Origin of the sequence: Vibrio sp. Isolate25 (genome assembly GCF_022398025.1) — a bacterium.
In the GTDB taxonomy this organism is placed as follows: domain Bacteria; phylum Pseudomonadota; class Gammaproteobacteria; order Enterobacterales; family Vibrionaceae; genus Vibrio; species Vibrio coralliilyticus_A.
Window position 1 is genome coordinate 1,024,737 of record NZ_JAKEUT010000001.1, and the last position, 22,457, is coordinate 1,047,193.

A 22,457-nucleotide genomic window follows, 5' to 3' on the forward strand; every position below is an offset into this window, starting at 1 on the left:
TTTCATAACTATAAATCTATAAATATCCTCTATATTTGTAGATAAAATAGGAAGGCGAATATGAAATTCAGCCATAAAATTGTGGCAGCATCCTCTCTCCTTTTACTGGCCACAGTAACATTGCTTACCCTACAGCAGTACTACACCGTTCAAACAGAAATTAAATCTCAAGTCACTTCCAGTGTCGCCGAGATTGTGGATGGCGTTAGAGATACAACCGCTGCTGAGATAAACAGTAGAAAAGCGATTGCTACCTATGCCACCAGTATGCTTGAGTCAAACCTAGATCTGGATGCGATGGAAACCGTCATTACACGTCCCATCGTTAAAGAAACTTTCCTATTAGCCGGATTAGGGTTTGAGAAAGATGGTTCAAACATCAATAACGATCCGTCTTGGAATCCCGGACCAACATGGGATCCACGTGCCCGCCCATGGTATATCGACGCTAAAAACGCAGGCAAACTCATTATTACGGCTCCCTATGCTGATTCTGCGACAGGTGAAATTCTGGTTTCCATAGCCACCCCAGTCAAAGACAGCGGCAAGTTTATCGGTGCTATCTTCTACGATGTTAGCCTGGCAGGTCTTGCCGACCTTGTTAACAAGGTGCAATTGTTTGATGCAGGTTACGTGTTTATCGTCGCAGGTGACGGCACAACCATTGCTCACCCTCAAACAGACTTCAATGGTAAACCGATGAAAGATTTCTTGGGTAATACAAATATCCAAGATGACCCTCAACAAGTCTCTATTGACGGTAAAGATTACACTCTCGACTTTTCTAAAGTGCCTGGTGAAGATTGGTATATCGGTGTTGTCCTCGATGAAGAAATTGCTTATCAGTCACTAGCAGACCTACGTAACAGTTCCATCATCTACACTGTCGTGGCCCTAATCATCAGTATTGTTATTCTTCTTGTCTTGATGACGGCTCTAATGAGGCCACTTGTCGCCCTCAACAGTGCCATTCAGGACGTCGCTTCAGGTGAAGGCGACCTTACCCAACGCCTCGACACCAATACCGACCAAGAGTTTTCATCATTGGCAGAAGGATTCAACTCCTTCACCAGTGCGCTTCAACAGCAAATCACTCAATCAAAAGCGATTGGCGAAGAGATTCTACGTGGGTCTGAAATGACTTCGATGGGCTTACAAGAATCAGCGGCGGCCATGCAAGATCAGCTGAGAGAGTTAGAACAGCTCGCTACAGCCATGCACGAAATGGCTACAACCTCCGGTGATGTTGCCAATAATGCGCAAGGCGCTGCTTCGGCAGCAAAAGAGGCTGATGAAGCAACTGAAGTCGGTACACGGGTTGTTGGCGATACAACTGGTGCCATCACTGAACTGTCACAACGTATCGATGAAGCAGTTGAAGAAGTGAAAACATTAGAATCTGCTACTGACAACATTGAAACCATTTTGAAAGTTATCAATGACATTGCGGATCAAACCAACCTACTCGCATTGAATGCCGCCATTGAAGCAGCTCGTGCTGGTGAGTCCGGCCGTGGTTTTGCTGTGGTCGCCGATGAGGTGCGCACACTGGCGCAAAGAACTCAGGAGTCTACCACTGAAATTCGAAACATGATTGAGCAATTGCAATCAGGAGCAACCGCAGTCGCCAATGCAATGAATATGAGTAAAGAAACCGCCAGTGGCGCGGTATTAAGAGCAGAAGAAGCGAACGCCGCTCTTAACAGTATTCGTGATGCAATCCAAGCCATCAGTGATATGAACATTCAAATCGCATCTGCAGCAGAAGAACAAAGTTTAGTGGCAGAAGAGATTAACAACAACACAGTGAAAATTAAGGATCTTTCTGTTCAAGTGGCGGATGCCGCAGAAAATGCCAACATAGCCATGCAAGCACAAACTGAAAACATCCGCGAACAAGATGCAATACTCAACAAGTTCAAAGTGTAATATTTTCGGCCCTCCCTCTGGGAGGGCTCTTAACTCTTAACTAACATTAAACTCTCTTCACCAGCCACGGAGATACTCATAGTACCTCGTTGACTAAGGTAATGCTCTTCAGACAGTAAATCCAACCACTTACCACTCACCGCAATCTGTACTCTCTGTGTTCGCTTGGATTTATTGATGATCACGATACCTTCATCACCACGAGCAAATATTAAGAGATCGTCAGATGCTTCCATCACCTGCATAGTTTTACCATGCATGAGATTATAAAAACGAATACGCGATGTCATCCGCTTATCATTCCAAGCATTCAGCCATCGAGGTCGACCATCAGAGCCTTTCAGCCCACAAGTATCAAGGTCCGTGTAGATCAATGGCACACCACCATCTCTACCGAGAATATAGCTGTATGCTAACCACTCTGTTTTTTCTGGCATGACCAAATTAGCAAACACATTATTGTTTGGAATGTCATGGGTTATGGCAAACGTAATCGCCCTGCTTTGTGAGAGCGCTTGCCCGAAGCAATATGGGTTAACCAAACTCTTTAAGCTACCTTTAGCTTCTAATGCATCAAACATAGTTTGAAACAACGGGAAGTCATAAGCACCCAAGCGAGTTTCCGCCAAGAACGGCTCAAGGAATAAATCATATTCAAGCTTTGTAGCGCCACCATCGGTGATGATCTCACCAAAGATATGGACGTCTTCACAGATCTCTTTACTCCACACTTTTTGCAAATGTTCTAGTGACATGTGCTTAGCTGCATCAATTCGGAACCCTTTCACTCCAAGAGATTTCAGCGAACGCAAATATGCCTGCTGCTGCTTGATAACATGCTCATGAACACGCAAGGTCGGCAAGCCCGGATCGGCAGGACCACCAGTAATTCGTCCATTTTGGACTTGCCATTTATCCTGCCAGTCTTCAATCCCAAATGCTTCGACGAAATCGTTTTCAGCAAACAGTGGCTCTGACAGGTCTCCGAACAATTTGATATTTTCATAATAGTCAGTATCTAACTGATAGGACTCTAGGACGCTTTGATCGGGATACTGAAGGTCTAATCTACTCTGTGATTCATTCGCCATGTGGTTAAAAACCACATCTGCATAAACATAAATTGAACGTTGGTTCAGCGCTCCAACCATGTCTTTAAAGCTTCGTGTATCACCGAGCTGGTTATCAATCACACGATAATCCTGTGGTTGGTAGCGTTGCCACCATTTTGTACCCTGTGCGTGTTTTAAAGACTTCATTGGAGGAGAAACCAGCACAGATTTATAACCCACCGCTGCAATTTCATCAGCGCGTTGAGCAACCAATGCGTACGGCCAGTCGAAGGCATGAAGAATGACGTTGGCTGTTTTAAAAACGTTCATCTCTTGTTCCTTTATTTCAAATTCCATAATCACCTGACTGATTGCAGGTGAAGGCTGCCTGCCATTATAGACACAAGCCAATCTTTTTCTTCCCCCCTAGAAAGCGGAATGGGTGTAGTAGATCTAAGGCGTAGAATTTGAACTATTTATAAAATTAATTATTCTCACTCACTATAATGAAGTAGTAAGTAAAGAAAGGCGTCAATCATGAAAAATGTTCGGATAGACATAGTGTCAGATGTGGTTTGCCCGTGGTGCATCATCGGGTACAAAAGGCTGGAGCAAGCTTTAATGACACTATCAGACACTATTGAGGCAGAGATTCACTGGCACCCATTCGAGCTTAACCCTGCAATGAAGCCGGAAGGGCAAAACCTACGAGAACACTTGGCGGATAAATACGGCACGTCTTTAGAAGCGAGTATTGCCGCTCGTCAAACCATCACTGATTTAGGCCAAGAATTGGGGTTTGAGTTTAATTTCACAGATGAAATGAGAGTTTATAATACTCGGAAAGCGCATCAGCTCTTACTTTGGTCACAATCGCAAGGATTACAACTCGACCTAGAAATCGCCATGTTCCACGCCTACTTTACGGATGGTAAAGATGTGAGTGACATAGAGACTTTGTTAGATATTGCTGAATCCCTTGGACTAAATAGAGACACCTGTCAGGCTGTACTTTCAGACACGAGTTGGAAAGAGACCGTATCCTCAACAGAACAGCAATGGCTTGAAGCTGGGATAAACGCAGTACCAGCGATCATCATTGATCGCAAACACTTAATTTCAGGTGCTCAAAGCAGTGAAATGCTGGTTGAAGCACTGCTAGAAATCACTCACCAGCAACACGATGTAGAATAAATGGCTAACTACGTCGAAGAAGCTTTCCAATGACACCCCATAAAAGTACAAGCACAATGCCCGCTAGGACACCAATCAGGCCGTTGAGAATAGAAGGGAAAAGTGCTTTCGCTAAGGTTAAACTTGGCAAATTGAGTAATACTGGCTCAATCCAATGGTGAACGACAGGCACGTTGTGAACAACAATCCCACCTCCCACTAAAAACATCGCGGCAGTACCCACTACCGTTAAGAACTTCATTAACTTTGGCGCAAAGATAATTAAACCTCTACCAATCCATGCCATGAAACCTGTCCCTTTTGAAATACGGTTAAGATAAAAGCCAAGATCATCCAATTTCACAATACCTGCCACAAGGCCATAAACACCAATAGTCATTAAAACCGCAATTAAGCTGACCACCATTATTTGGGTCAACATGGAATGTCCTTGAACCGTTCCAAGGGCAATAACGATAATTTCCGCAGATAAGATAAAATCGGTTCTAATTGCGCCTGCCACTTTATGCTTTTCATACTCTGCAACAGAACCCGTCGGTAATTCATCACCTGTATCACCTTCTTCATTTGAATGAAAAAGCTTCTCAGCCAGCTTTTCCGCGCCTTCAAAACAGAGAAACAAACCACCCAAAAGAAGCAATGGCATAATAAGCCAAGGAGCAATAGAGCTCATCAAGAGTGCTGCTGGAACTAAAATCAATTTATTTCTAAACGAGCCTTTAGCAACGCTCCATACGATAGGAATTTCACGCTCTGCAGCAACACCAGATACTTGTTGTGCGTTCAACGCCAGATCGTCCCCTAGTACACCAGCAGTTTTTTTCGCTGCTACTTTGGACATCAAAGCGACATCATCCAACACCGTAGCGATGTCATCTAACAGGGTTAACAGACTCGCACCCGCCATTTGTTTTCTCTTAGAAATAAGACATGTAACTAAATGTAACACTGACCACATCGAACTTAAACCGAATTCTCGTCAGTAATGCGTCAATAACAACACCCCGGTTATTGGCTGAACTTATATTGATTGCTTCCCCAAAATGGGCGTTTTATGCTGTCGCCCACATCCCATAACAAACATAGGCAAAGTAATGCATAGTTCTTACTCTTACCCTATCGGAACACCAGGCCAAAAATGGCAAGAATCAGAGCGTCAAGCTTGGCGTGAAAAAACCAGTATCAAACGAGAATACCAACAAGGAGTGGTTCCAAAGATTCAAGCCCTACAAGAAAGGTTCGATATCGAACAGTATGGTGCGCTCTCCTACGACCCAAGCCGCTACCCACTTTTTTGCATTAAAAGTAAAAATTGGGACAGTACAAAACCCGTTGTTCTGGTGACAGGTGGGGTTCATGGCTACGAGACTAGCGGCGTTCATGGTGCACTCAAATTTGCTGACACTCAGATGGAAAAATACGCTGAGCACTTCAACATCATCGTCGCACCATGTGTCAGCCCATGGGGTTACGAGACCATCAATCGCTGGAACCCATTAGCGATTGATCCAAACCGCTCTTTCTATGAAAACAGCCCGGCAGAAGAATCCGCCAATCTAAGAGCGCTAGTAGCCTCAATAGGACAAGATGTATTAGTTCATATTGATTTGCATGAAACGACAGACACGGATGAAACCGAGTTCAGACCTGCCCTGGCCGCACGTGATGGCATTGAGTATATCGAAGGTATGATTCCTGATGGCTTCTACACAGTAGGTGATACTGAAAACCCTCAACCTGAGTTTCAGGCAGCGGTGATTGAGTCAGTTAGAAAAGTGACTCATATTGCTCCCGCTGATGAAAAAGGCGAAATCATCGGCTCAGCCATTGTACAGGATGGCGTCATCAACTACCCGATGGTAAAACTTGGCCTGTGTGGTGGCATGACTAACTGCACTTACGGCACGACTACTGAAGTCTATCCTGATAGCCCGAAAGTGACCGATGAAGAGTGTAACGACGCTCAAGTTGCGGCCATCGTAGGAGGATTGGATTTCGTAATCAAAAAGCTATAACAGCTTACTCTTATACTGCTCCGGGGTTTGCCCGGAGTATTTTTTAAACATTGCGATAAACGGGCTGGCTTGATTGTAGCCCAAGGTTAATGCCACTTCTTTTACTGAATGCCCTTTGCGCAACAAGTCCATCGAATACAGATAACGTACTCTCAGCCTCCACTCTGTAAAGCTCATTCCCAGTTCAGACTGACAATGGCGTGCTAATGTGCGCTCAGTGGTATGAACCTTCTCTGCCCATTCAGAGAGGCTGGTATTATCAATTGGGTTCTCTTCTACTGCCGCCAATATTCTCGCCAGATATTTGTTGTCTGAAGAAGGCAAAAAGTGATGCTGAGTATCACGAGTTGCCAATTGATCTAAAAGAACTTGCACAAGACGCTTATCTTGATCCGTTTGGGCAACATTAATGTCTCGTTGACGAAAGTCATCGACAATCGATGACACAATCGGCGTAATTTTGATCAAGCTAGTACAGTCTGGAAAATGCGTAGTAAGTTCCTGAGCGATATTCAAGGAACAGTAGGATAGTGGCTTTCTGTTGTAACTAGTGTGCATCACACCTGCTGGAACCCAGATGGCTAAATGGGGGGGAGCAAGAAAACGAGTTCCTTCGGCCTCCATTTCAAGAATACCACCACTGATCAGTTGCACCTGCCCCCATGGGTGGCTATGCATTCGCGTCTCTGTATTGGATAAGAAAGCTTCAAAATTCATAAATACATCTGATGGAGCTTTATCTATTGATAGAGATGGGTGAAGGTGTTTGGCCGATTTTCTCAAATTTGTCTTCCTGTCGCGTCCGATGTCTTTTAAGAGATATCTACAATCATACAGACCTGTCAAACTCACTTCTACTGTTCACTTTGAGATGAGGCTCACATGATCTACTTACTTCCACTACTTACCGTTTTCATCTGGGGAGGGAATTCGATCATCAACAAGATGGCAGCTTCCGTTATCGAGCCTAGTGCGATGAGCTTCTTTCGTTGGTTTTTTGCCATGCTTGTGCTCACGCCTTTTTGCTTACCGAAAGTGATTAAACAATGGCCTATCATCAAACCGTATTTAAGCAAACTCGCATTTCTAGCCATGCTAGGCATGGTGTTAAACCAATCGCTGGGTTATTACGCAGGCCTTACTACGACTGCATCTAATATGGCTTTGATCACCTCATTAGTACCACTTCTCAGTGTATTTATGAGCGTGCCGTTACTCGATAAAAAAGTCTCTCTTCTAAACATCATTGGTGGTGTCATTTCACTTGCAGGTTTATCTTTTATGCTCGGACAAGGGGACATAGCCTTCTTTTTACATCAAAATGTGACTCAAGGTGATGCATTGATGGTTTTAGCGGCTTGTTGCTACGCAGCTTACTGTGTACTGATAAAACGCTGGAAGATGCCTTTGTCTAACTGGACACTCATCTATATGCAAGGGATCTTTGCAGTCATCATGCTAGCACCTCTTTGGCTTTCTAGTAATCATCTCACTCCTACAAAGGGAGCCTTCTCCCTTATCGCCTACGCCTCCATTGCCGCATCGATTCTCGCGCCTTGGATGTGGGTCAAAGCGATTAATGCTATAGGTGCGGATTCGAGTGCGATGTTCATGAATTTACTGCCTGTCGTCGCCGTATCATTAGCGGCTACTTTACTAGGAGAAAATATTCAGAGTTACCACCTGATGGGCGGTATTATGGTGATCTCTGGTGTCATCCTGTCACAAGTAAAACGAAAGCCGAAGGTAGAACAAAGTCTGCAAAAAGTTAAGCCAGTATGAATGTGCGCCAAAAGCCACAATCGCAACCGAAGCACCCAACTCAAAAATGGATCATTTTTATGTTCGTTTATGTGAACATTTTCTTAAAACGAACCTTAATCAGCCAGTTCCGCTCATAAATCATTGCTTTGCGTTCCTCAAACCGTAGAATTGCTTTATTCCAACAGACAAGGATATTGTTAGTGAAAGCCATCAAGCGTCACCAAGAAATCATCGAGCTGGTGCAAACTCAAGGTTTTGTGAGCACTGATGAGTTAGTCGAGCGTTTTGACGTGAGTCCGCAAACCATTCGTCGTGATCTCAACGAACTCGCTGATGAAAACAAAATTCGCCGAAATCATGGCGGGGCGACGATCGCCTCCAGTTCCGAGAACTCCTCTTATCAAACTCGCCAAATTTCCTATCAGAAGGAAAAAGGCCAAATTGCGCTGGAACTGGTCAAGCACATCCCTGATGGCGCAACCTTATTCATTGATATTGGTACGACCCCGGAAGCAGTCGCCCGTGCCCTGCTAGGAAAACATCATAACCTACGCATCGTAACCAACAATATCAATGTAGCAACAATTCTAATGTCTAAACCTGATTTCAAGGTTATTCTAGCCGGCGGTGAAGTTCGCGGTAAAGACGGAGGTGTCACAGGTGAAGCAACCCTCGATTTCATCTCTCAGTTCCGCCTAGATTTTGGCATTCTAGGTATTTCAGGCATTGACTATGACGGCTCATTACTCGACTTCGACTATCACGAAGTTCGTGTCAAACGTGCAATTATTGAAAACAGCCGCTCAGTATTTCTAGGCGTAGACCACAGTAAATTTGGCCGTAATGCTATGGTGAAGCTAGGCACTATCGCTGATGTTGATCTCATTATTACCGATAGAAAACCACCAAAAGAAATAGAGTCCTACGCCAAAGAAAACGACACTGTTCTTCAAGTTGTAAAATAAAGAAAAGGCGCATATCGCGCCTTTTTCTATTCTTGTCACTAATATGCTTAAAAATTCCCCACTCTCACTTTTAACGTGAGAAAAATATTACATAACTCGAATGTAATTTGTTATAAGTAATAAAAAGCGGCGTTAATAGCACTAAATGAAAGAAATTTTACGTCTGATAGATAACTACCAAACCATTGATTCTATTGACTCAATGGTCAAATTGCTGGATCAGTTAAACACGATTGTAAACAGCGAGTATTTTGTACTTGGTGTATCGTTTGACCCACATATTAAAAATGGTCGATTTATCGTTGTAGATAACTTTCCGGATGAATGTCGTAAAGATTCATGCAATCTTGAATTAATGTATGTTGATCCTATTTGCAATTTTGGCGCATCAAACTGTATGCCTAGCGTTTGGGAATCAGCCAAACAAATAGATGTTCACAGCCAGGCGCTTTATTCCTTATCGCATATTCAAGGAATAGAGCAAGGTATCAGTATCCCCATTCATGGATTAAATGGTGAAGTGGGTATTCTTAGTTTCGCCACATCAGACGTTATTGCTCACCCCGCTAATCCTGATGCATTACTGTTTACTCAGTTGATTATCCCGCTCATTGTACAGAACTTACCGCACTTGCCTTTGACTTCACAAACTAAGCACTCTCAAGCGATGTTAACTAACAGGGAAATTGAATGCCTGACTTGGGCCGCCGATGGAAAAAGTGCTTTAGAAATTGCAGAGCTCGTTGATTGCACTGAACGAACCGTTAAGTTTCACCTGAGTAATGCGTGTAAGAAACTCGGAGCGACCAATCGCTGCCAAGCGGTGACAAGAGCCCTACTCGGTGGGCATATTAAACCACATCAATAAGGGAAAGTAGTCTCCTCTACTTTCGTTCTAAATAATCAGAGCCGATTTGATTGGCTATGTCTATATTTTTCGCTCTAATCCACCATTTAGTATCAAGTTTAATACAAAACCTGTCCGATCGGACAGTTACACTATCCTATTGTTTTTAATATCATTATATCACTGAGTTACGACACGTCAGTTGGCTCAGACTGATGAATACGATCCAAATACAAATGAAACAAAGTATTCACACTAAAAAAAGCCCCGAATCATTGATTCGGGGCTTTTACCTTTTATAGAGCTAGGTTTAGTTCACCACTTCAATATCCGTTTCAGGGATACAACAACATGCTAAAGCAACACCCATGTTTTTTTCGTGATCTTGTAGTCCTGGAACATCAGGTTGGTGAACTTTGCCTGACTCAACCGTCACCTTACATGCACCACACAAACCAGCGCGGCAGCTATGAGCAATAGCTATCCCGGCATCTTCCGCTTGCTCTAACAACGGCTTTTGGTTATTGCCGGTAAAGATGTTGCCATTAACACTTAACTGAAGCTCTTTAAGTGGTTGCAGATTGGTTTGAGAAACACCGAACGCTTCTTGGTGATAGCACTCCTCCGGTAACCCTTTCTTCAGCAAGAGAGTTTTCGCCTGTTCCATAAAGCCATCAGGTCCGCATACAAAGATCTGTCTTTGCTCAACATTTTCGATCTGCTTTAAGTGCGCGCTAGTCAAACGCCCTTTTAAGCCGAACCAATCCACTGGCGGCTGAGACAATGCGATCAAGACTCTCAATCCAGGGTGTTGACGTTTGTAGCTATCCAACTCTTCTTTGCATGGGATATCTTCAATGCTACGACACTGGTGATAAAAGGTGACATCATCAGCCTGATCGTGATCAGAGAGGTACCTCAACATGGACAGCATAGGGGTCACACCACTCCCCGCAGACAAGAGCAAAATGGGTTGATCGTGTTTGTCTCCAAGGTGGAAGCTGCCATCAGGGTTTTCACACGCTAACGTATCACCGACTTTCAGATTGTCGTTCAGCCAGTTGGAAACTCGCCCACCATCAATACGTTTGACAGAAATAGCCAACCGCCCAGGCCTTGAAGGACTGGAAGAGAGCGTATAGCGACGCGCGACTTTTTCACCATCGATATCAACTGAAATCGGTAAGTGCTGACCGGGTTGGTAGACAGGAGCCGTGCCGTGTTCTGGCTCTAGCCAAAATGTCACAAAGTCACGAGCAATCTCTTCACGTTCAACACACGTCATCACCAATTTTTCCGGAGTGTTGTCTGGATAGAACTCTTTCTCTTTGTACTCAAGGACTTCCACCACATCTCCCTGGCGAATCATACCTTCATTCTTAGCGACTAAGTTTTGACCGAAGAAAACGCCACCTCGCTCGTTCGCTCGAAACTGAGACAGTGTGTTGAGTGGCTCTTTGCTTGGTCTGAATTCACCTTTGTCAACGTCGACCGTTGTCAGGATGCAGCGTTCACACGCTTTAACCGCTTCAAACTCCACTTCTCCAATACGGATTCGCTTCCAGCTATCTTCCTCAAACGCCTCAGTCGTAGAAACAATCAGGTTGGCACGGAATTGGTCCATAGAATGTTGTTCAGGGCTGCGGCGGTTTAGTTCGTCCAAAGAACCCTGACCAATCACAAGCATTGGATAACCGTCGGCAAAGCTGACATTACCCCCAACTTTCTCTCGTACTCGCTTTGATTGCTCGCCTGAAAACAGCAGCTCTACTCTCTGTTGCAAGACATCGCTAAACCAGTCGTCCGCTTCGTCCGTTGTGGTATACGCGGTGAAATTATCTTTCCATACCTGAGCAGGGGCTTCCTGCATTTTAAAATCGGCGTACTTTAAGCGAAGCGGCGGTTTGCCTTCAGCAACAAAGATTAAACCATCTGGCGTCAAGCTCGACTGAACTTTAACCATATGCGGATATTTACGTGCCGTCACCATGGAGCCATCGGACAAAGCAAGCATAAAGCGACGGTCAAACATCAGGCCTTGCTTTTCTACCCAAGCAGAAGATTGGCTGATACCGCCTAAGGATTTAACTGGGAAAATGTTGAGTTGAGACAGAGTTGGAGCTGACATTGCTATTCCTGAGCGTTGTTATTTGCTGCAATTATACCCGACTATCTAACAAGATGTTTCACCAAGATGCGCGTACCGATCAGAAAATCGACTCAGCATTTTATCAACTATGCAATGAAGGCTAAAGCGACGCAATGAAGATGTCGAAATATGTTTTGTCTTGAAAACTGTTAACACCCCACTCCCTTATGTAAGAATCCATTAAATTAACTTGTTCTAATATACCACCTCGCTAGTATGGATTTACCGCACTATCCCATATGCGGTACTCCAAACATTGTTGTGTTGTATAACGGAATATGAAAATCCGATATTTCAGGGTTAACGGATTAGCCCTTTTCTTTCATCCAACCCACTTCAAAAGTAAAAAACAGATGCATTAAAAGGCACTTTGCACTATCATCCTGTCGCCTAAGCGTAAGCGTTTGCCTTCACAGTTTTCGTTGATGCTTAGGCTCCAATCAGACAACTTATTATTATGGTGGGAGCAATAATGACAACACTTACGATCACTCGTCCTGACGACTGGCATGTTCACTTACGCGATGGTGATGTTCTAACAGATACCGTCCGCGACATCAGCCGCTACAATGGTCGAGCGCTAATCATGCCAAACACAGTCCCACCAGTTACCGACACTGAAATGGCACTCGCTTATCGTGAGCGCATCATGGCAGAAAAACCAAGCGAACAATTTGAGCCCTTGATGGCGTTGTATCTGACGGATAACACTTCACCCGATGAAATTCGCAAAGCAAAAGCTTCAGGTAAAGTGGTGGCGGCCAAGCTCTACCCTGCTGGTGCAACAACCAACTCTGATTCTGGTGTGACTTCTGCTAAAAACATCTACCATGTGCTTGAAGCAATGCAGGAAGTTGGCATGCTACTTCTGGTCCACGGTGAAGTGACGACTCATGATGTCGATATTTTTGACCGTGAAAAAGAGTTTCTAGATACGGTTTTGGCGCCCATCGTCAATGATTTCCCAGAATTGAAGATCGTACTTGAGCACATCACAACGGCAGATGCGGCCACTTTTGTTAAAAACGCCAACGATAATGTTGCAGCAACCATCACAGCTCACCACCTGCTATACAACCGCAACCACATGTTGGTTGGTGGAATTAAACCTCACTTCTATTGTCTGCCGATTCTTAAGCGCAACACCCACCAAAAAGCGCTGATTGAAGCTGCAACTAGCGGTAGTAAGAAGTTTTTCTTAGGTACAGATTCCGCTCCTCATGCGAAAGGTATGAAGGAAGCAGCATGTGGCTGCGCTGGTTCATATACTGCTCACGCAGCGTTAGAGCTTTATGCAGAAGTGTTTGAGCTTGAGGGTAAGTTAGAGAACCTTGAAGCATTTGCGAGCCACAATGGCCCAGACTTCTATGGTCTACCTCGAAACTCAGATACCGTAACGCTCACTAAAGAAGAATGGGCAGTGGCAGAATCAATGCCATTTGGTCAGGACATTGTCGTACCAATTCGCGCGGGTGAGACTATCGACTGGTCAGTAAAGTAACCGAGCCATACGTGAATCAGGCCACCAATAGGTGGCCTTTTTTGTTGTGGTACTAGGATGCTGACGTTTCCATTTTCTGCCGGAAAACAAACCAATCAATCACACCAAAGAGCACGATAGTCACCGCTGCTAGCGGGAAAAAGACTGCAACCATAGCGAGTGTAATGGCTCCTACCTTCCAGATACCATCACTTTCAAAGCGAGGCGGAATACCGACTCGAGTCTTGCCTGATGGCCTTCTGATCCACCACATCACAATACCAGTGATGGAAATAGAGATGAACGCCACACAAAACAAAACATTGAGTATCTTGTTCACCACGCTGACATCCCCTTGGTGCAAAGACACGCCTGCTGCCATAAATTTAGCGAACAAACTGTAGTCTTCCCATGTCACATCCACCAACACTTCACCTGTGTACTGGTCTATGTGAGTGGTTTTGTCTTTTCTCGGATCGCTAATGTCGCCCGCCATAGAATTCGCTGCTAGCGTATACACACCCGTTTCAGACTGAGGTAAAAAGAGATTGAACTGAGTAAAACCAAGGCGTTGTGCTTGCTCGACTATCGAATCGATGCTGATACTCTGACTGATATCATACGAGCTATGTTCATGATGAGCATGATCTTCGCTACCATGAGCATGCCCCTTAGATTCAGGTAACGGAGCCTGTTCTAAGCTCCATGGCATTTCTTCCTCACTACCGTGGTTGAGGTCAGCGTGAGTCAGCAGTGACTCTGGCTTATCGCCCCAAGTGTAGTAAGTAGGAAACGTATTCCACGCCTGAACCAGCTTGCTGCCCCAAACGCCCGCCCAAGCCAAACCTGAGATGACAAAAAACAGCAACACAACCGACAACACACCACCCAAGTTCGCGTGCAGATCGCGCATCAAGATGCGTGTACCCGATGTAAAACGCACTTTCAGAAATCCCGCTTTACTTGCCTTGTCCCGTGGTAACCATAAATAGATGCCCGTTACCAAAAGTAAGATACTCAAGCTAGCAGAGACTTCGATTAAGTAATCACCCCATTGACCAATCAACAAGGTTCCGTGGATTTCATTCGCAAGCTGATACCAGCTGTCACTGCGATCTATTTCACCTAATACCTGACCACTATAGGGATTCACGGTGGCAAACACCGAGGTGCCATCTTCCAGACGTACACTGAACTTATTGACCAGGTTGGTTTCAGCAGCAGGGATATACTGAGTAACCTGCCCAGATGGATAACTAGCTTGAACACTCTCTAGTTGCTGAGACACAGGAACTTTTGAAGATTCAGGCATAACAACCAACTCATCCTGATATCGAGCTTGTTCGATTTCATCATCAAACAGCATGACAAGCCCTGTCAGGCTGAGCATAAGCATAAATGGGATGACATAAAGGCCTGCATAAAAGTGCCAGCGCCATGTCATAAAGTAGCGTGATTTGATTCGAGCCTTCTCTGAAGATAGGCGTGAAGATTCCTTAGGTGAAGTCTGAGTTTGACTACCCAACATTACAATTTCCTTTTTATTGCGCGCAGCAAAACCATTCGGGTTCAATCCGAATGGATCATTCAATAGTGTTTGCTGAACGTAGACTTTACAGTGAGGCGCTATGCCTTATTTAATAATTTTATTTTTATATCAAGCAATAAACAAAGGCGGCGCACGTGGGAGTGCAAGCTGATAGCGAACGCTTAGAGCCAAAAAAGCATACGCTTCATCACGCACATACGTCTGTCGTGTAAAGTAAGGTGGTGTTGGAAGTGAATCCTGATGGAAAGAGGAAAAGTGACTGAATGGACAAGGCTTACCGTGCTGAGTTTCCGGTTTACCTTCTTCGACCTGAACCAGCTCGAAACCGTTGATGGTACATAACGTTGCCCAAACTCCAGCGTTTGAGCCATGCGCATTTATGACCGGCATCAGAGAAACGAGCAGCCAACTCAGGGCACTCGCCAATAACATCGTCCGGTTAAAATTCGTTGCGCGTAACATGATCACTCTCGATTTGTTCGCTGTAACTATATAACGTGAAATTAACAAACTCAGCCAGTTGTGCTGCAAAACATAAGCTTAGTCATAACTTTTCTACAAAAAGAACAATAACTAACCGAAACGAGTCCAATCAATCATGTGACACTATTCACGAAACACTCACTAACCAACTCGATCTAGGAAATTTTCCTAATCCGCCTAGGAGCATCTCTCAAGCCACAACGCACCACGATGAATACACTTAGCGCCATCGATTTACTCCTGACTGCCTGTCAGCTAAATCAACCGAATTTTTTATTTGCTTTGCCCAACGGGCTAAGCTGGGCTCTAAGGATTCACTATGTTGAAATTTCTAGAACAAGTGCGCAAACCAACGCTGGACCTGCCAGTCGAAGTTCGCCGAAAAATGTGGTTTAAACCCTTTTTACAATCTTACTTAGTTGTATTCATTGGCTACATGACCATGTACCTGATCCGTAAGAACTTCAATATCGCTCAGAACGATATGATCTCCACTTACGGCCTATCAATGACCGAGTTAGGTATGATTGGCCTTGGCTTTTCGATTACTTACGGCATTGGTAAAACTGTGGTGTCTTATTACGCCGATGGCAAAAACACCAAGCAGTTCCTACCCTTCATGTTGATCCTTTCGGGGCTTGCCATGCTGGGTTTCAGTATGAGCATGGGAGGCGGTAGCATCAGCCTATTCCTCATGATCGCATTTTATGCGTTAAGTGGTTTCTTCCAGAGTACTGGCGGCCCTTCTAGCTACTCAACCATCACCAAGTGGACACCACGTAACAAGCGCGGCTCATACCTTGGTCTGTGGAATATGTCGCATAACGTTGGTGGTGCGGGCGCGGCAGGTGTCGCTTTATTTGGCGCGAATTACCTATTCGATGGTCACGTGATTGGTATGTTCATCTTCCCATCTATCATCGCTTTGATTGTAGGTTTTATTGGCATGCGTTTTGGTAGCGACTCTCCAGAAGCCTATGGTTTGGGTAAAGTGGAAGAGCTATTCGATGAAGCTGTCAGCGAAGAAGACAATGCCGCGGAAGAGCAGCAAATGTCTAAGCGAGAAATCTTTGTTGAATATGTACTGAAAAACAAAGTGATCTGGCTACTGTGTTTCGCCAACATTTTCCTTTATATCGTGCGTATTGGTATCGACCAATGGTCAACGGTTTATGCCTACCAAGAGCTTGGTCTATCTAAAGAAGCGGCAATTTCTGGTTTCACCTTATTCGAAGTGGGTGCACTGGTCGGTACATTAATGTGGGGCTACTTGTCAGACTTAGCTAACGGTCGCCGTGCGCTTGTTGCTTGTGTATCACTTGGCTTGATTATTGTGTCACTCGAGTTCTACCAACATGCCACCAGCGAGTTCATGTATCTAGCGTCACTGTTCGTATTAGGCTTCCTTGTATTTGGTCCTCAGTTGCTGATTGGCGTTGCAGCCGTTGGCTTTGTACCGAAGAAAGCCATCAGTGTTGCTGACGGTGTGAAAGGCACATTTGCGTACCTGATTGGTGATAGCTTCGCGAAACTTGGTCTGGGTATGATTGCAGACGGCACGCCTATTTTTGGCCTGACGGGTTGGCAAGGTACTTTTGCTGCACTGGATACTTCTGCGGCTATCTGTATCGGCTTACTTGCTTTTGTCGCCATCGCTGAAGAGAAGAAGATTCGTAAAGCTAAGAAACAGCTCGCTCAAGTAAACGCTTAATACCCCCAGTTAGCGCTATCTAATACTCGCTGTTTAGCCTGAATCAGTGAGATATAGATGGCGCTTTCTTTAGTTCCAAACGCTATTTGCCTATTAGTACACTTAACGGTACCTTACCCCGCATTCTACCTTGCTTTGGATAATTGCCATGATTAATGTTGCTCTCGTTGATGATCACGTCATCGTTCGATCCGGTTTTGCCCAGCTTCTAAGTCTGGAAAGTGACATTAACGTCGTTGGTGAATTCAACTCAGTGTCCGATGCCAAACAAGGCTTGCCAGGCAGCGGTGCTAATGTGTGCATTACCGATATATCAATGCCTGATGAAAGTGGACTGAGTTTACTTGAGTCGCTCCCCTCTGGCATCGCCTGCGTCATGCTGAGTGTCCATGACTCGCTAGCGATGGTAGAAAAAGCCCTTGAAGCAGGGGCTCTTGGGTATTTGACTAAACGATGTAGCCCGGAAGAGCTGGTTCAAGCTGTGCGAACCGCATCCACTGGCGGCTGCTATTTAACCCCAGAAATCGCCTTGAAGTTGGCCTCTCCTAAAGCAGCAACCGCTTCATTAAGCCAGCTAACTAAGCGGGAGAAACAAGTCTGTGAACTGCTCGCGACGGGGATGGATGTAAAGTTAGTGGCCAACCAGCTCGGCCTGAGCCATAAGACGGTTCACGTTCATCGCGCTAATGCGATGGACAAACTCGCGGTCAAAAACAACGTTGAGCTGGCTAAGCTGTTCAGTCAGGAAATCCCGCTCTAATGCGCAACTACCTGATCACTTCTGCCTGTGCTTGGTTCATTACCCTGTGTAGTTGGTTTTGCTTATGGGTCATTTCTTATTACTTCGTTAATGATGCTGAGCTGGCAATTCTCTTTTTCCCCTTCGCCTTGCGACTAGGCGTGACATTACATACTGCCAAGAAGCATTGGCCTGCAATTTATGCAGCAGAATGGCTGCTAACGATATCTCTTGCGTTATTGTTAGACCAGCCTCAATGGCTTACCGTTTTAGCGGCCAGTGCCGCCAGTATTCCAGTCACCGCGATGGCGATGCGATTTAACTATGGTGCGCAATCTCAGCGATTGCTGGTTCAAGCGGCTGTGATTATTGTGTCGTCACTGATCAATGTTGCTGCTGTGAATAGTCACGTTGAGTCAACCAGCTTAGTTTGGCTGGTTAGTGTCACTGGTGGACTCATGCTGGTCCCGACCTGCTATCTGGTCTGGAACTACCTGTTTCAAAGTACTTGGTTACCTCTAACCTCCAATTTGATCAGTCAGCCGATTCAATTCAATATAAAGCCGATTATCCTATTTATCGCCCTTTTCTCTGTCAGTATTGCCCTGCAAATAGGACTACCCGATGAATTGCGACGTTTTGCCCCGTTTTGTTTGGCAATCCCCATTATCCTGCTGGCTTTTCGTTATGGCTGGCAAGGCGCTATGCTGGGTACCTTACTCAACAGTATTGCTTTGATCGCAGCACGTAGTGGGGTTTCTCAACTTGAAATCACCGACCTTCTGCTATCAATTACAGCACAAACACTAACGGGGATCTTGCTAGGCGTCGCTGTACAGCGCCAGCGAGATTTAAACCAAAAATTACGCCATGAATTAAGCCGCAACCAGAATTTATCGCGCCAGCTCGTCAAAGCGGAAGAGTCCGTACGTCAGGAGGTCGCACGCGAATTACATGATGAAATAGGCCAGAATATTACTGCTATCCGCACCCAAGCCAGCATCATTAAACGAGTCGAAAATCCACAGATGAGTGCCAATTGCGCCACCACCATCGAATCTTTATCACTGAATGTTTATGACACCACTAAAGGGCTGTTGACTCGCCTCAGACCCAAGGCACTGGATGATCTTGATCTGGTCGAAGCTCTGCAACAGTTAGTTCGCGAAATGGAGTTTGAGCAGCAAGGCGTTGAAGTCTCGTTCAAGCTAGAAGGTGGGCATGTATCTACATTAAGCGATGCGACCAGTGCGACCTTGTATCGGATATGTCAGGAAGCTCTTAACAATGCACAGAAATACGCTCAGGCAAGCCGTTTAGAGATTGATATCAAACTGGGAGACGAAGTCGAACTCAAGATTCAAGACAACGGCATTGGATTCAAACTACAGGACAGCCAAAAAGGCTTTGGCTTAAAAGGTATGCAAGAGCGTGTGCAAGCACTCGGTGGGCGATTCAATATTCGCAGCCATAGCCAGCATGAATCAGAGCAGCATGGTACTTCTATTCGTGTCGAACTACCGGGGATTTGAGGTGTAGCTTATGTCCGACTCTATCGCTCAACCTAATCACACTACCCACGAGGTGAAATCGACTTACCAGTACTGGCGACTGCATATCATGGTCGGTATGTATCTCGGCTATGCTGGCTTTTATTTCACCCGCAAGACTTTTAACTATGCGACCCCTGCTTTGATCGCAGACCTAGGTTTAGACAAAAGTGACATAGGTTTGATGGGTACGTTCTTTTATCTGACCTACGGCTTGTCTAAGTTCATTTCCGGCATCGTTTCCGATCGGTCTAATCCACGCTATTTCATGGGGCTTGGATTAATTGCGACAGGCATCATTAACATTCTGTTTGGCTTATCCAGCTCACTCTACGCGCTGTTTACGCTTTGGGTACTCAATGCCTGGTTTCAGGGCTGGGGTTGGCCTTCCTGTTCAAAACTTCTCACAACATGGTATTCACGCTCTGAACGCGGTTTCTTCTGGGCTATCTGGAATACGGCTCACAACGTGGGCGGAGCCTTAATCCCTCTTGTCGTCGGTTATATGGTGCTGCATTACAGCTGGCGAGAAGGCTTTGTTATTCCGGGGATTATTGGTGTCATCATCGGGCTGTTCCTCTGTTGGAGACTGAGAGACAAACCGATCACCATGGGGTTACCCACCATTGGCCGATGGAAAAACGACAAGCTTGAGCTGGCACAAGAGAACGATGGTATTGGTCTGAAACCCCACCAAATTCTACGTACCTATGTCCTAAACAACAAATATATTTGGTTGCTGGCGTTTAGCTACGTGCTGGTGTACATCGTTCGAACAGCAGTCAATGACTGGGGTAATCTCTACCTTACCGAACAGCACGGTTTCGACTTGATCAACGCAAATGCCGCTTTATCCTTGTTTGAAATCGGCGGCTTTATCGGTTCTTTGGTTGCAGGTTGGGGGTCAGATAAATTGTTCGGTGGTAATCGTGGCCCAATGAACCTGATTTTTGCGATGGGAGTCTTCTTGTCAGTGGCCGCTTTGTGGCTAATGCCAGTGACGAATTTTGCTTTTCAGGCCGCTGGATTTTTTGCCATTGGATTCTTTGTGTTTGGACCACAAATGCTGATTGGTATGGCCGCTGCAGAGTGTTCGCACAAAGACTCAGCGGGTGCAGCAACGGGCTTTGTCGGTCTATTTGCTTATATGGGAGCAGCATTGGCAGGCTACCCTATGGCTATCATTATGGAGCATTTCCACTGGACTGGTTTTTTCGTCACCATTTCGATCTGCTCAGCGGTTATTGGACTGTTACTTCTGCCCTTCTTGCAGGCACAATTCAGCAACAGTCCAAATCAAACATCAATTTAGCCGAATAGCTTACTCCAGATGCTTGGGTTACGTTTGTCGTGATATTCAATGCGAAGCTCATCGACCTGACGTAAAGACTCTTTTGCCGACGCCATATCGCCAGCGTCCAATTGCTCTTCTACCTTATCCAACGCACCTGATAGCTTATTGAAACCTTCAAAGTAGATATCAAACTTTTCTGGTGGGTAGTCACCACGCTTTGATTGCTCTACCAGTTCAGACAGGTTTGTCACCGCTGTCTTCATTTCGGTAATTTCAGTTGCTTCAGCAGCGTGTTTAAATTCAACTTTCATTTGCTTCATTGTTGCTTTCAGGTCGAAGTCCGACGCAAAAGCCTGTACCGATACCATCAGTACCAGAGCTGGAATTAACTTTCTCATTGTATTGTTCTTATCTTGGAATAGGAGGGGAAAGTGTACTGAATTCAGTCAGCACACTTGAGATGAAAATTGTATCAACTTATAAATTGACGTAATCCTCGATAGGTGCTCGGCCTCTCAGCTCAAGGAAATTGAGAAATTGTCGAGTAGAATGAGTGATCACTTTCTCTTGATCTATACCAATCGTATCAATCAGTTGCGACACTAGATCTAAATTACCAACATCCTCGCAGAAATGAGCATCACTACCCGTGGTAAAATACACTCCAAGTTTTTTACCAATCTGGGCGATTTCGTAGCAACGTTCAACACTTCCCAGTCTGCTGTTGCCTTTCAATGTGGTATTGTTGATTTCGATTGCTACGTTGTGCTCTCTAGCACACGCTAGAACCGATTCAAAATCAAAGTCGAAGTTCGGATTGCCTAGATGCCCCAGAGCATCAACTCGACCGCTGCGAATAGTATGGATGAGGGCTTCAGTGTGCACTTCTTTACTAGAGGGACGAAATACAGGCTCATGGAAGCTGGCGATAGCCCAATCAAGATTGGCCTCTGTAGAAGGATGAATATCGACTTCACCTTGAATGTTGAGGATATTGGATTCAACACCACGAATAACCGCAACGCCTTCAATGAATCGAGGCAGCACCCGTTGATTTGAGAAGAACCAGTAATGGGGAGCTCCCGGCATAGATTCAGCGTGATCAGTGGTACAAAACATGTGTAGGCCATTTTTCTTCGCCAATCGAGCATTCTCAATCAAGGTGCTATAAGCATGACCACTGGCATACGTATGAGTATGAGTATCAACAACAAGCTTCATAAAGACAATTTACCTAAGTCTCGTAAAAATTTGCTCTACTTTACCAGCCTACGGCTTCTGTTGCTCACATATTACTTTTATCAATGGTAACGCTTTTTGCCAGCCACTATTGAACATGCTGACAAAATCAGGATGAGTTTCAATTGTCACTTTCAGTAATACTGAGTTTTCCAGAGGTGTAATCTGATAGCTTTCTTTACTACCAATCCACTTTTTGGCCGAGTCACTGTCTATATCTTGAATATGCTCCGGGTTAAAGATTGCAATATGATGATATTCAATTACTTTGTGCTCTTCGATCCGATCTATCACCGCTCTTGTCCCACCTAATTGAGGGTCAAAAAACGAGACATGACTCCCTTCTAACCACTCACCTTCAAATTGAGATTGGGGTGAAAATGCTCTTGCCCATTGTGAATACAGCTCCACCTCTGTGAGCACTTTCCAGATAACGCTTGGCGTTGCCGCCACTTCTATCTGATAGTTTAATGTTAACATCCCGTTTCTTCCCTCAA

General features: G+C 45.1%; 20 protein-coding genes. 11 read left to right on the forward strand and 9 right to left on the reverse strand.

The genetic code is table 11. The features are described from left to right. Positions 1 to 60: 60 nt before the first annotated feature. Complete coding sequence (locus tag L1D15_RS04505) at positions 61 to 1,929, forward strand: methyl-accepting chemotaxis protein (protein WP_239874807.1); 1,869 nt, start codon at positions 61 to 63, stop codon at positions 1,927 to 1,929. Positions 1,930 to 1,958: 29 nt separating this feature from the next. On the opposite strand, the gene L1D15_RS04510 is transcribed toward L1D15_RS04505, so the two are convergent. Beyond that, complete coding sequence (locus tag L1D15_RS04510) at positions 1,959 to 3,311, reverse strand: alpha-amylase family glycosyl hydrolase (protein ID WP_239874808.1); 1,353 nt, start codon at positions 3,309 to 3,311, stop codon at positions 1,959 to 1,961. 207 nt (positions 3,312 to 3,518) lie between these two features. On the opposite strand from L1D15_RS04510, the gene L1D15_RS04515 reads away from it, so the two are divergent. After that, positions 3,519 to 4,175: a DsbA family oxidoreductase gene (locus L1D15_RS04515; protein WP_239874809.1), complete on the forward strand. Its 657-nt coding sequence runs from the start codon at positions 3,519 to 3,521 to the stop codon at positions 4,173 to 4,175. 4 nt (positions 4,176 to 4,179) lie between these two features. Here the strand turns inward: L1D15_RS04515 and L1D15_RS04520 are convergent, their stop codons facing one another. Next, a complete protein-coding gene (locus tag L1D15_RS04520; protein ID WP_239874810.1) occupies positions 4,180 to 5,082 on the reverse strand; it encodes a DUF808 domain-containing protein in 903 nt (300 codons plus the stop codon). Between the two features lie 187 nt (positions 5,083 to 5,269). Here L1D15_RS04520 and L1D15_RS04525 point away from each other — a divergent pair, with 187 nt between their 5' ends. Continuing rightward, entirely contained in the window at positions 5,270 to 6,190 is a 921-nt protein-coding gene (locus tag L1D15_RS04525) for a M14 family metallocarboxypeptidase (protein WP_239874811.1), read from the forward strand. On the opposite strand, the gene L1D15_RS04530 is transcribed toward L1D15_RS04525, so the two are convergent. Further along, a complete protein-coding gene (locus L1D15_RS04530; protein ID WP_239836110.1) occupies positions 6,185 to 6,973 on the reverse strand; it encodes a helix-turn-helix transcriptional regulator in 789 nt (262 codons plus the stop codon). The two genes, L1D15_RS04525 and L1D15_RS04530, sit on opposite strands and share 6 nt — an antisense overlap. Before the next feature lie 99 nt (positions 6,974 to 7,072). On the opposite strand from L1D15_RS04530, the gene L1D15_RS04535 reads away from it, so the two are divergent. The 3 genes from L1D15_RS04535 (at position 7,073) to L1D15_RS04545 (ending at position 9,787) form a co-directional block, all read left to right on the forward strand. Further along, the gene (locus L1D15_RS04535; protein WP_239874812.1) at positions 7,073 to 7,972 is read left to right on the forward strand and encodes a DMT family transporter; all 900 of its coding nucleotides are present in this window, start codon (positions 7,073 to 7,075) and stop codon (positions 7,970 to 7,972) included. A 182-nt stretch (positions 7,973 to 8,154) separates the two neighbouring features. Beyond that, positions 8,155 to 8,919: a DeoR/GlpR family transcriptional regulator gene (locus L1D15_RS04540; RefSeq protein WP_239836108.1), complete on the forward strand. Its 765-nt coding sequence runs from the start codon at positions 8,155 to 8,157 to the stop codon at positions 8,917 to 8,919. 145 nt (positions 8,920 to 9,064) lie between these two features. After that, positions 9,065 to 9,787, forward strand: a complete 723-nt coding sequence (locus L1D15_RS04545) for a LuxR family transcriptional regulator (RefSeq protein WP_239864376.1) — start codon at positions 9,065 to 9,067, stop codon at positions 9,785 to 9,787. A gap of 289 nt (positions 9,788 to 10,076) precedes the next feature. Here L1D15_RS04545 and L1D15_RS04550 read toward each other — a convergent pair whose 3' ends face one another. Then, entirely contained in the window at positions 10,077 to 11,894 is a 1,818-nt protein-coding gene (locus tag L1D15_RS04550; protein ID WP_239864377.1) for a hybrid-cluster NAD(P)-dependent oxidoreductase, read from the reverse strand. A gap of 493 nt (positions 11,895 to 12,387) precedes the next feature. Here L1D15_RS04550 and pyrC point away from each other — a divergent pair, with 493 nt between their 5' ends. Next, positions 12,388 to 13,416 carry a dihydroorotase gene (gene pyrC, locus L1D15_RS04555; protein ID WP_006961262.1) on the forward strand — a complete coding sequence of 343 codons (1,029 nt, stop codon included), beginning with the start codon at positions 12,388 to 12,390 and terminating at the stop codon, positions 13,414 to 13,416. 52 nt (positions 13,417 to 13,468) lie between these two features. Here pyrC and L1D15_RS04560 read toward each other — a convergent pair whose 3' ends face one another. Continuing rightward, complete coding sequence (locus L1D15_RS04560; RefSeq protein WP_239864378.1) at positions 13,469 to 14,923, reverse strand: PepSY domain-containing protein; 1,455 nt, start codon at positions 14,921 to 14,923, stop codon at positions 13,469 to 13,471. 129 nt (positions 14,924 to 15,052) lie between these two features. Next, positions 15,053 to 15,406: a hypothetical protein gene (locus L1D15_RS04565; protein ID WP_239864379.1), complete on the reverse strand. Its 354-nt coding sequence runs from the start codon at positions 15,404 to 15,406 to the stop codon at positions 15,053 to 15,055. 340 nt (positions 15,407 to 15,746) lie between these two features. Here L1D15_RS04565 and uhpT point away from each other — a divergent pair, with 340 nt between their 5' ends. The 4 genes from uhpT to L1D15_RS04585 all read left to right on the forward strand — a co-directional run bounded on the left by uhpT (position 15,747) and on the right by L1D15_RS04585 (position 20,739). Further along, the gene (gene uhpT, locus L1D15_RS04570; protein ID WP_095570861.1) at positions 15,747 to 17,138 is read left to right on the forward strand and encodes a hexose-6-phosphate:phosphate antiporter; all 1,392 of its coding nucleotides are present in this window, start codon (positions 15,747 to 15,749) and stop codon (positions 17,136 to 17,138) included. A 148-nt stretch (positions 17,139 to 17,286) separates the two neighbouring features. Beyond that, positions 17,287 to 17,898: a transcriptional regulator UhpA gene (gene uhpA / locus L1D15_RS04575; protein WP_239864380.1), complete on the forward strand. Its 612-nt coding sequence runs from the start codon at positions 17,287 to 17,289 to the stop codon at positions 17,896 to 17,898. Then, a complete protein-coding gene (uhpB, locus tag L1D15_RS04580; protein WP_239874813.1) occupies positions 17,898 to 19,409 on the forward strand; it encodes a signal transduction histidine-protein kinase/phosphatase UhpB in 1,512 nt (503 codons plus the stop codon). The genes uhpA and uhpB overlap by 1 nt, the downstream gene beginning before the upstream one ends. Before the next feature lie 10 nt (positions 19,410 to 19,419). Continuing rightward, on the forward strand, positions 19,420 to 20,739 hold the full coding sequence (locus L1D15_RS04585; RefSeq protein WP_239836100.1) for an MFS transporter: 1,320 nt from the start codon (positions 19,420 to 19,422) through the stop codon (positions 20,737 to 20,739). On the opposite strand, the gene L1D15_RS04590 is transcribed toward L1D15_RS04585, so the two are convergent. The 3 genes from L1D15_RS04590 to L1D15_RS04600 all read right to left on the reverse strand — a co-directional run bounded on the left by L1D15_RS04590 (position 20,736) and on the right by L1D15_RS04600 (position 22,440). Continuing rightward, the gene (locus tag L1D15_RS04590) at positions 20,736 to 21,119 is read right to left on the reverse strand and encodes a cytochrome b562 (protein WP_239874814.1); all 384 of its coding nucleotides are present in this window, start codon (positions 21,117 to 21,119) and stop codon (positions 20,736 to 20,738) included. The genes L1D15_RS04585 and L1D15_RS04590 overlap by 4 nt on opposite strands. A 79-nt stretch (positions 21,120 to 21,198) precedes the next feature. Further along, positions 21,199 to 21,942 (reverse strand): phosphatase, encoded by a 744-nt coding sequence (locus L1D15_RS04595; protein ID WP_239874815.1) that lies wholly within the window; start codon positions 21,940 to 21,942, stop codon positions 21,199 to 21,201. A 48-nt stretch (positions 21,943 to 21,990) separates the two neighbouring features. Continuing rightward, positions 21,991 to 22,440, reverse strand: coding sequence for an SRPBCC domain-containing protein (locus L1D15_RS04600; protein ID WP_239874816.1), 450 nt, complete (start codon positions 22,438 to 22,440; stop codon positions 21,991 to 21,993). Positions 22,441 to 22,457 lie beyond the last annotated feature (17 nt).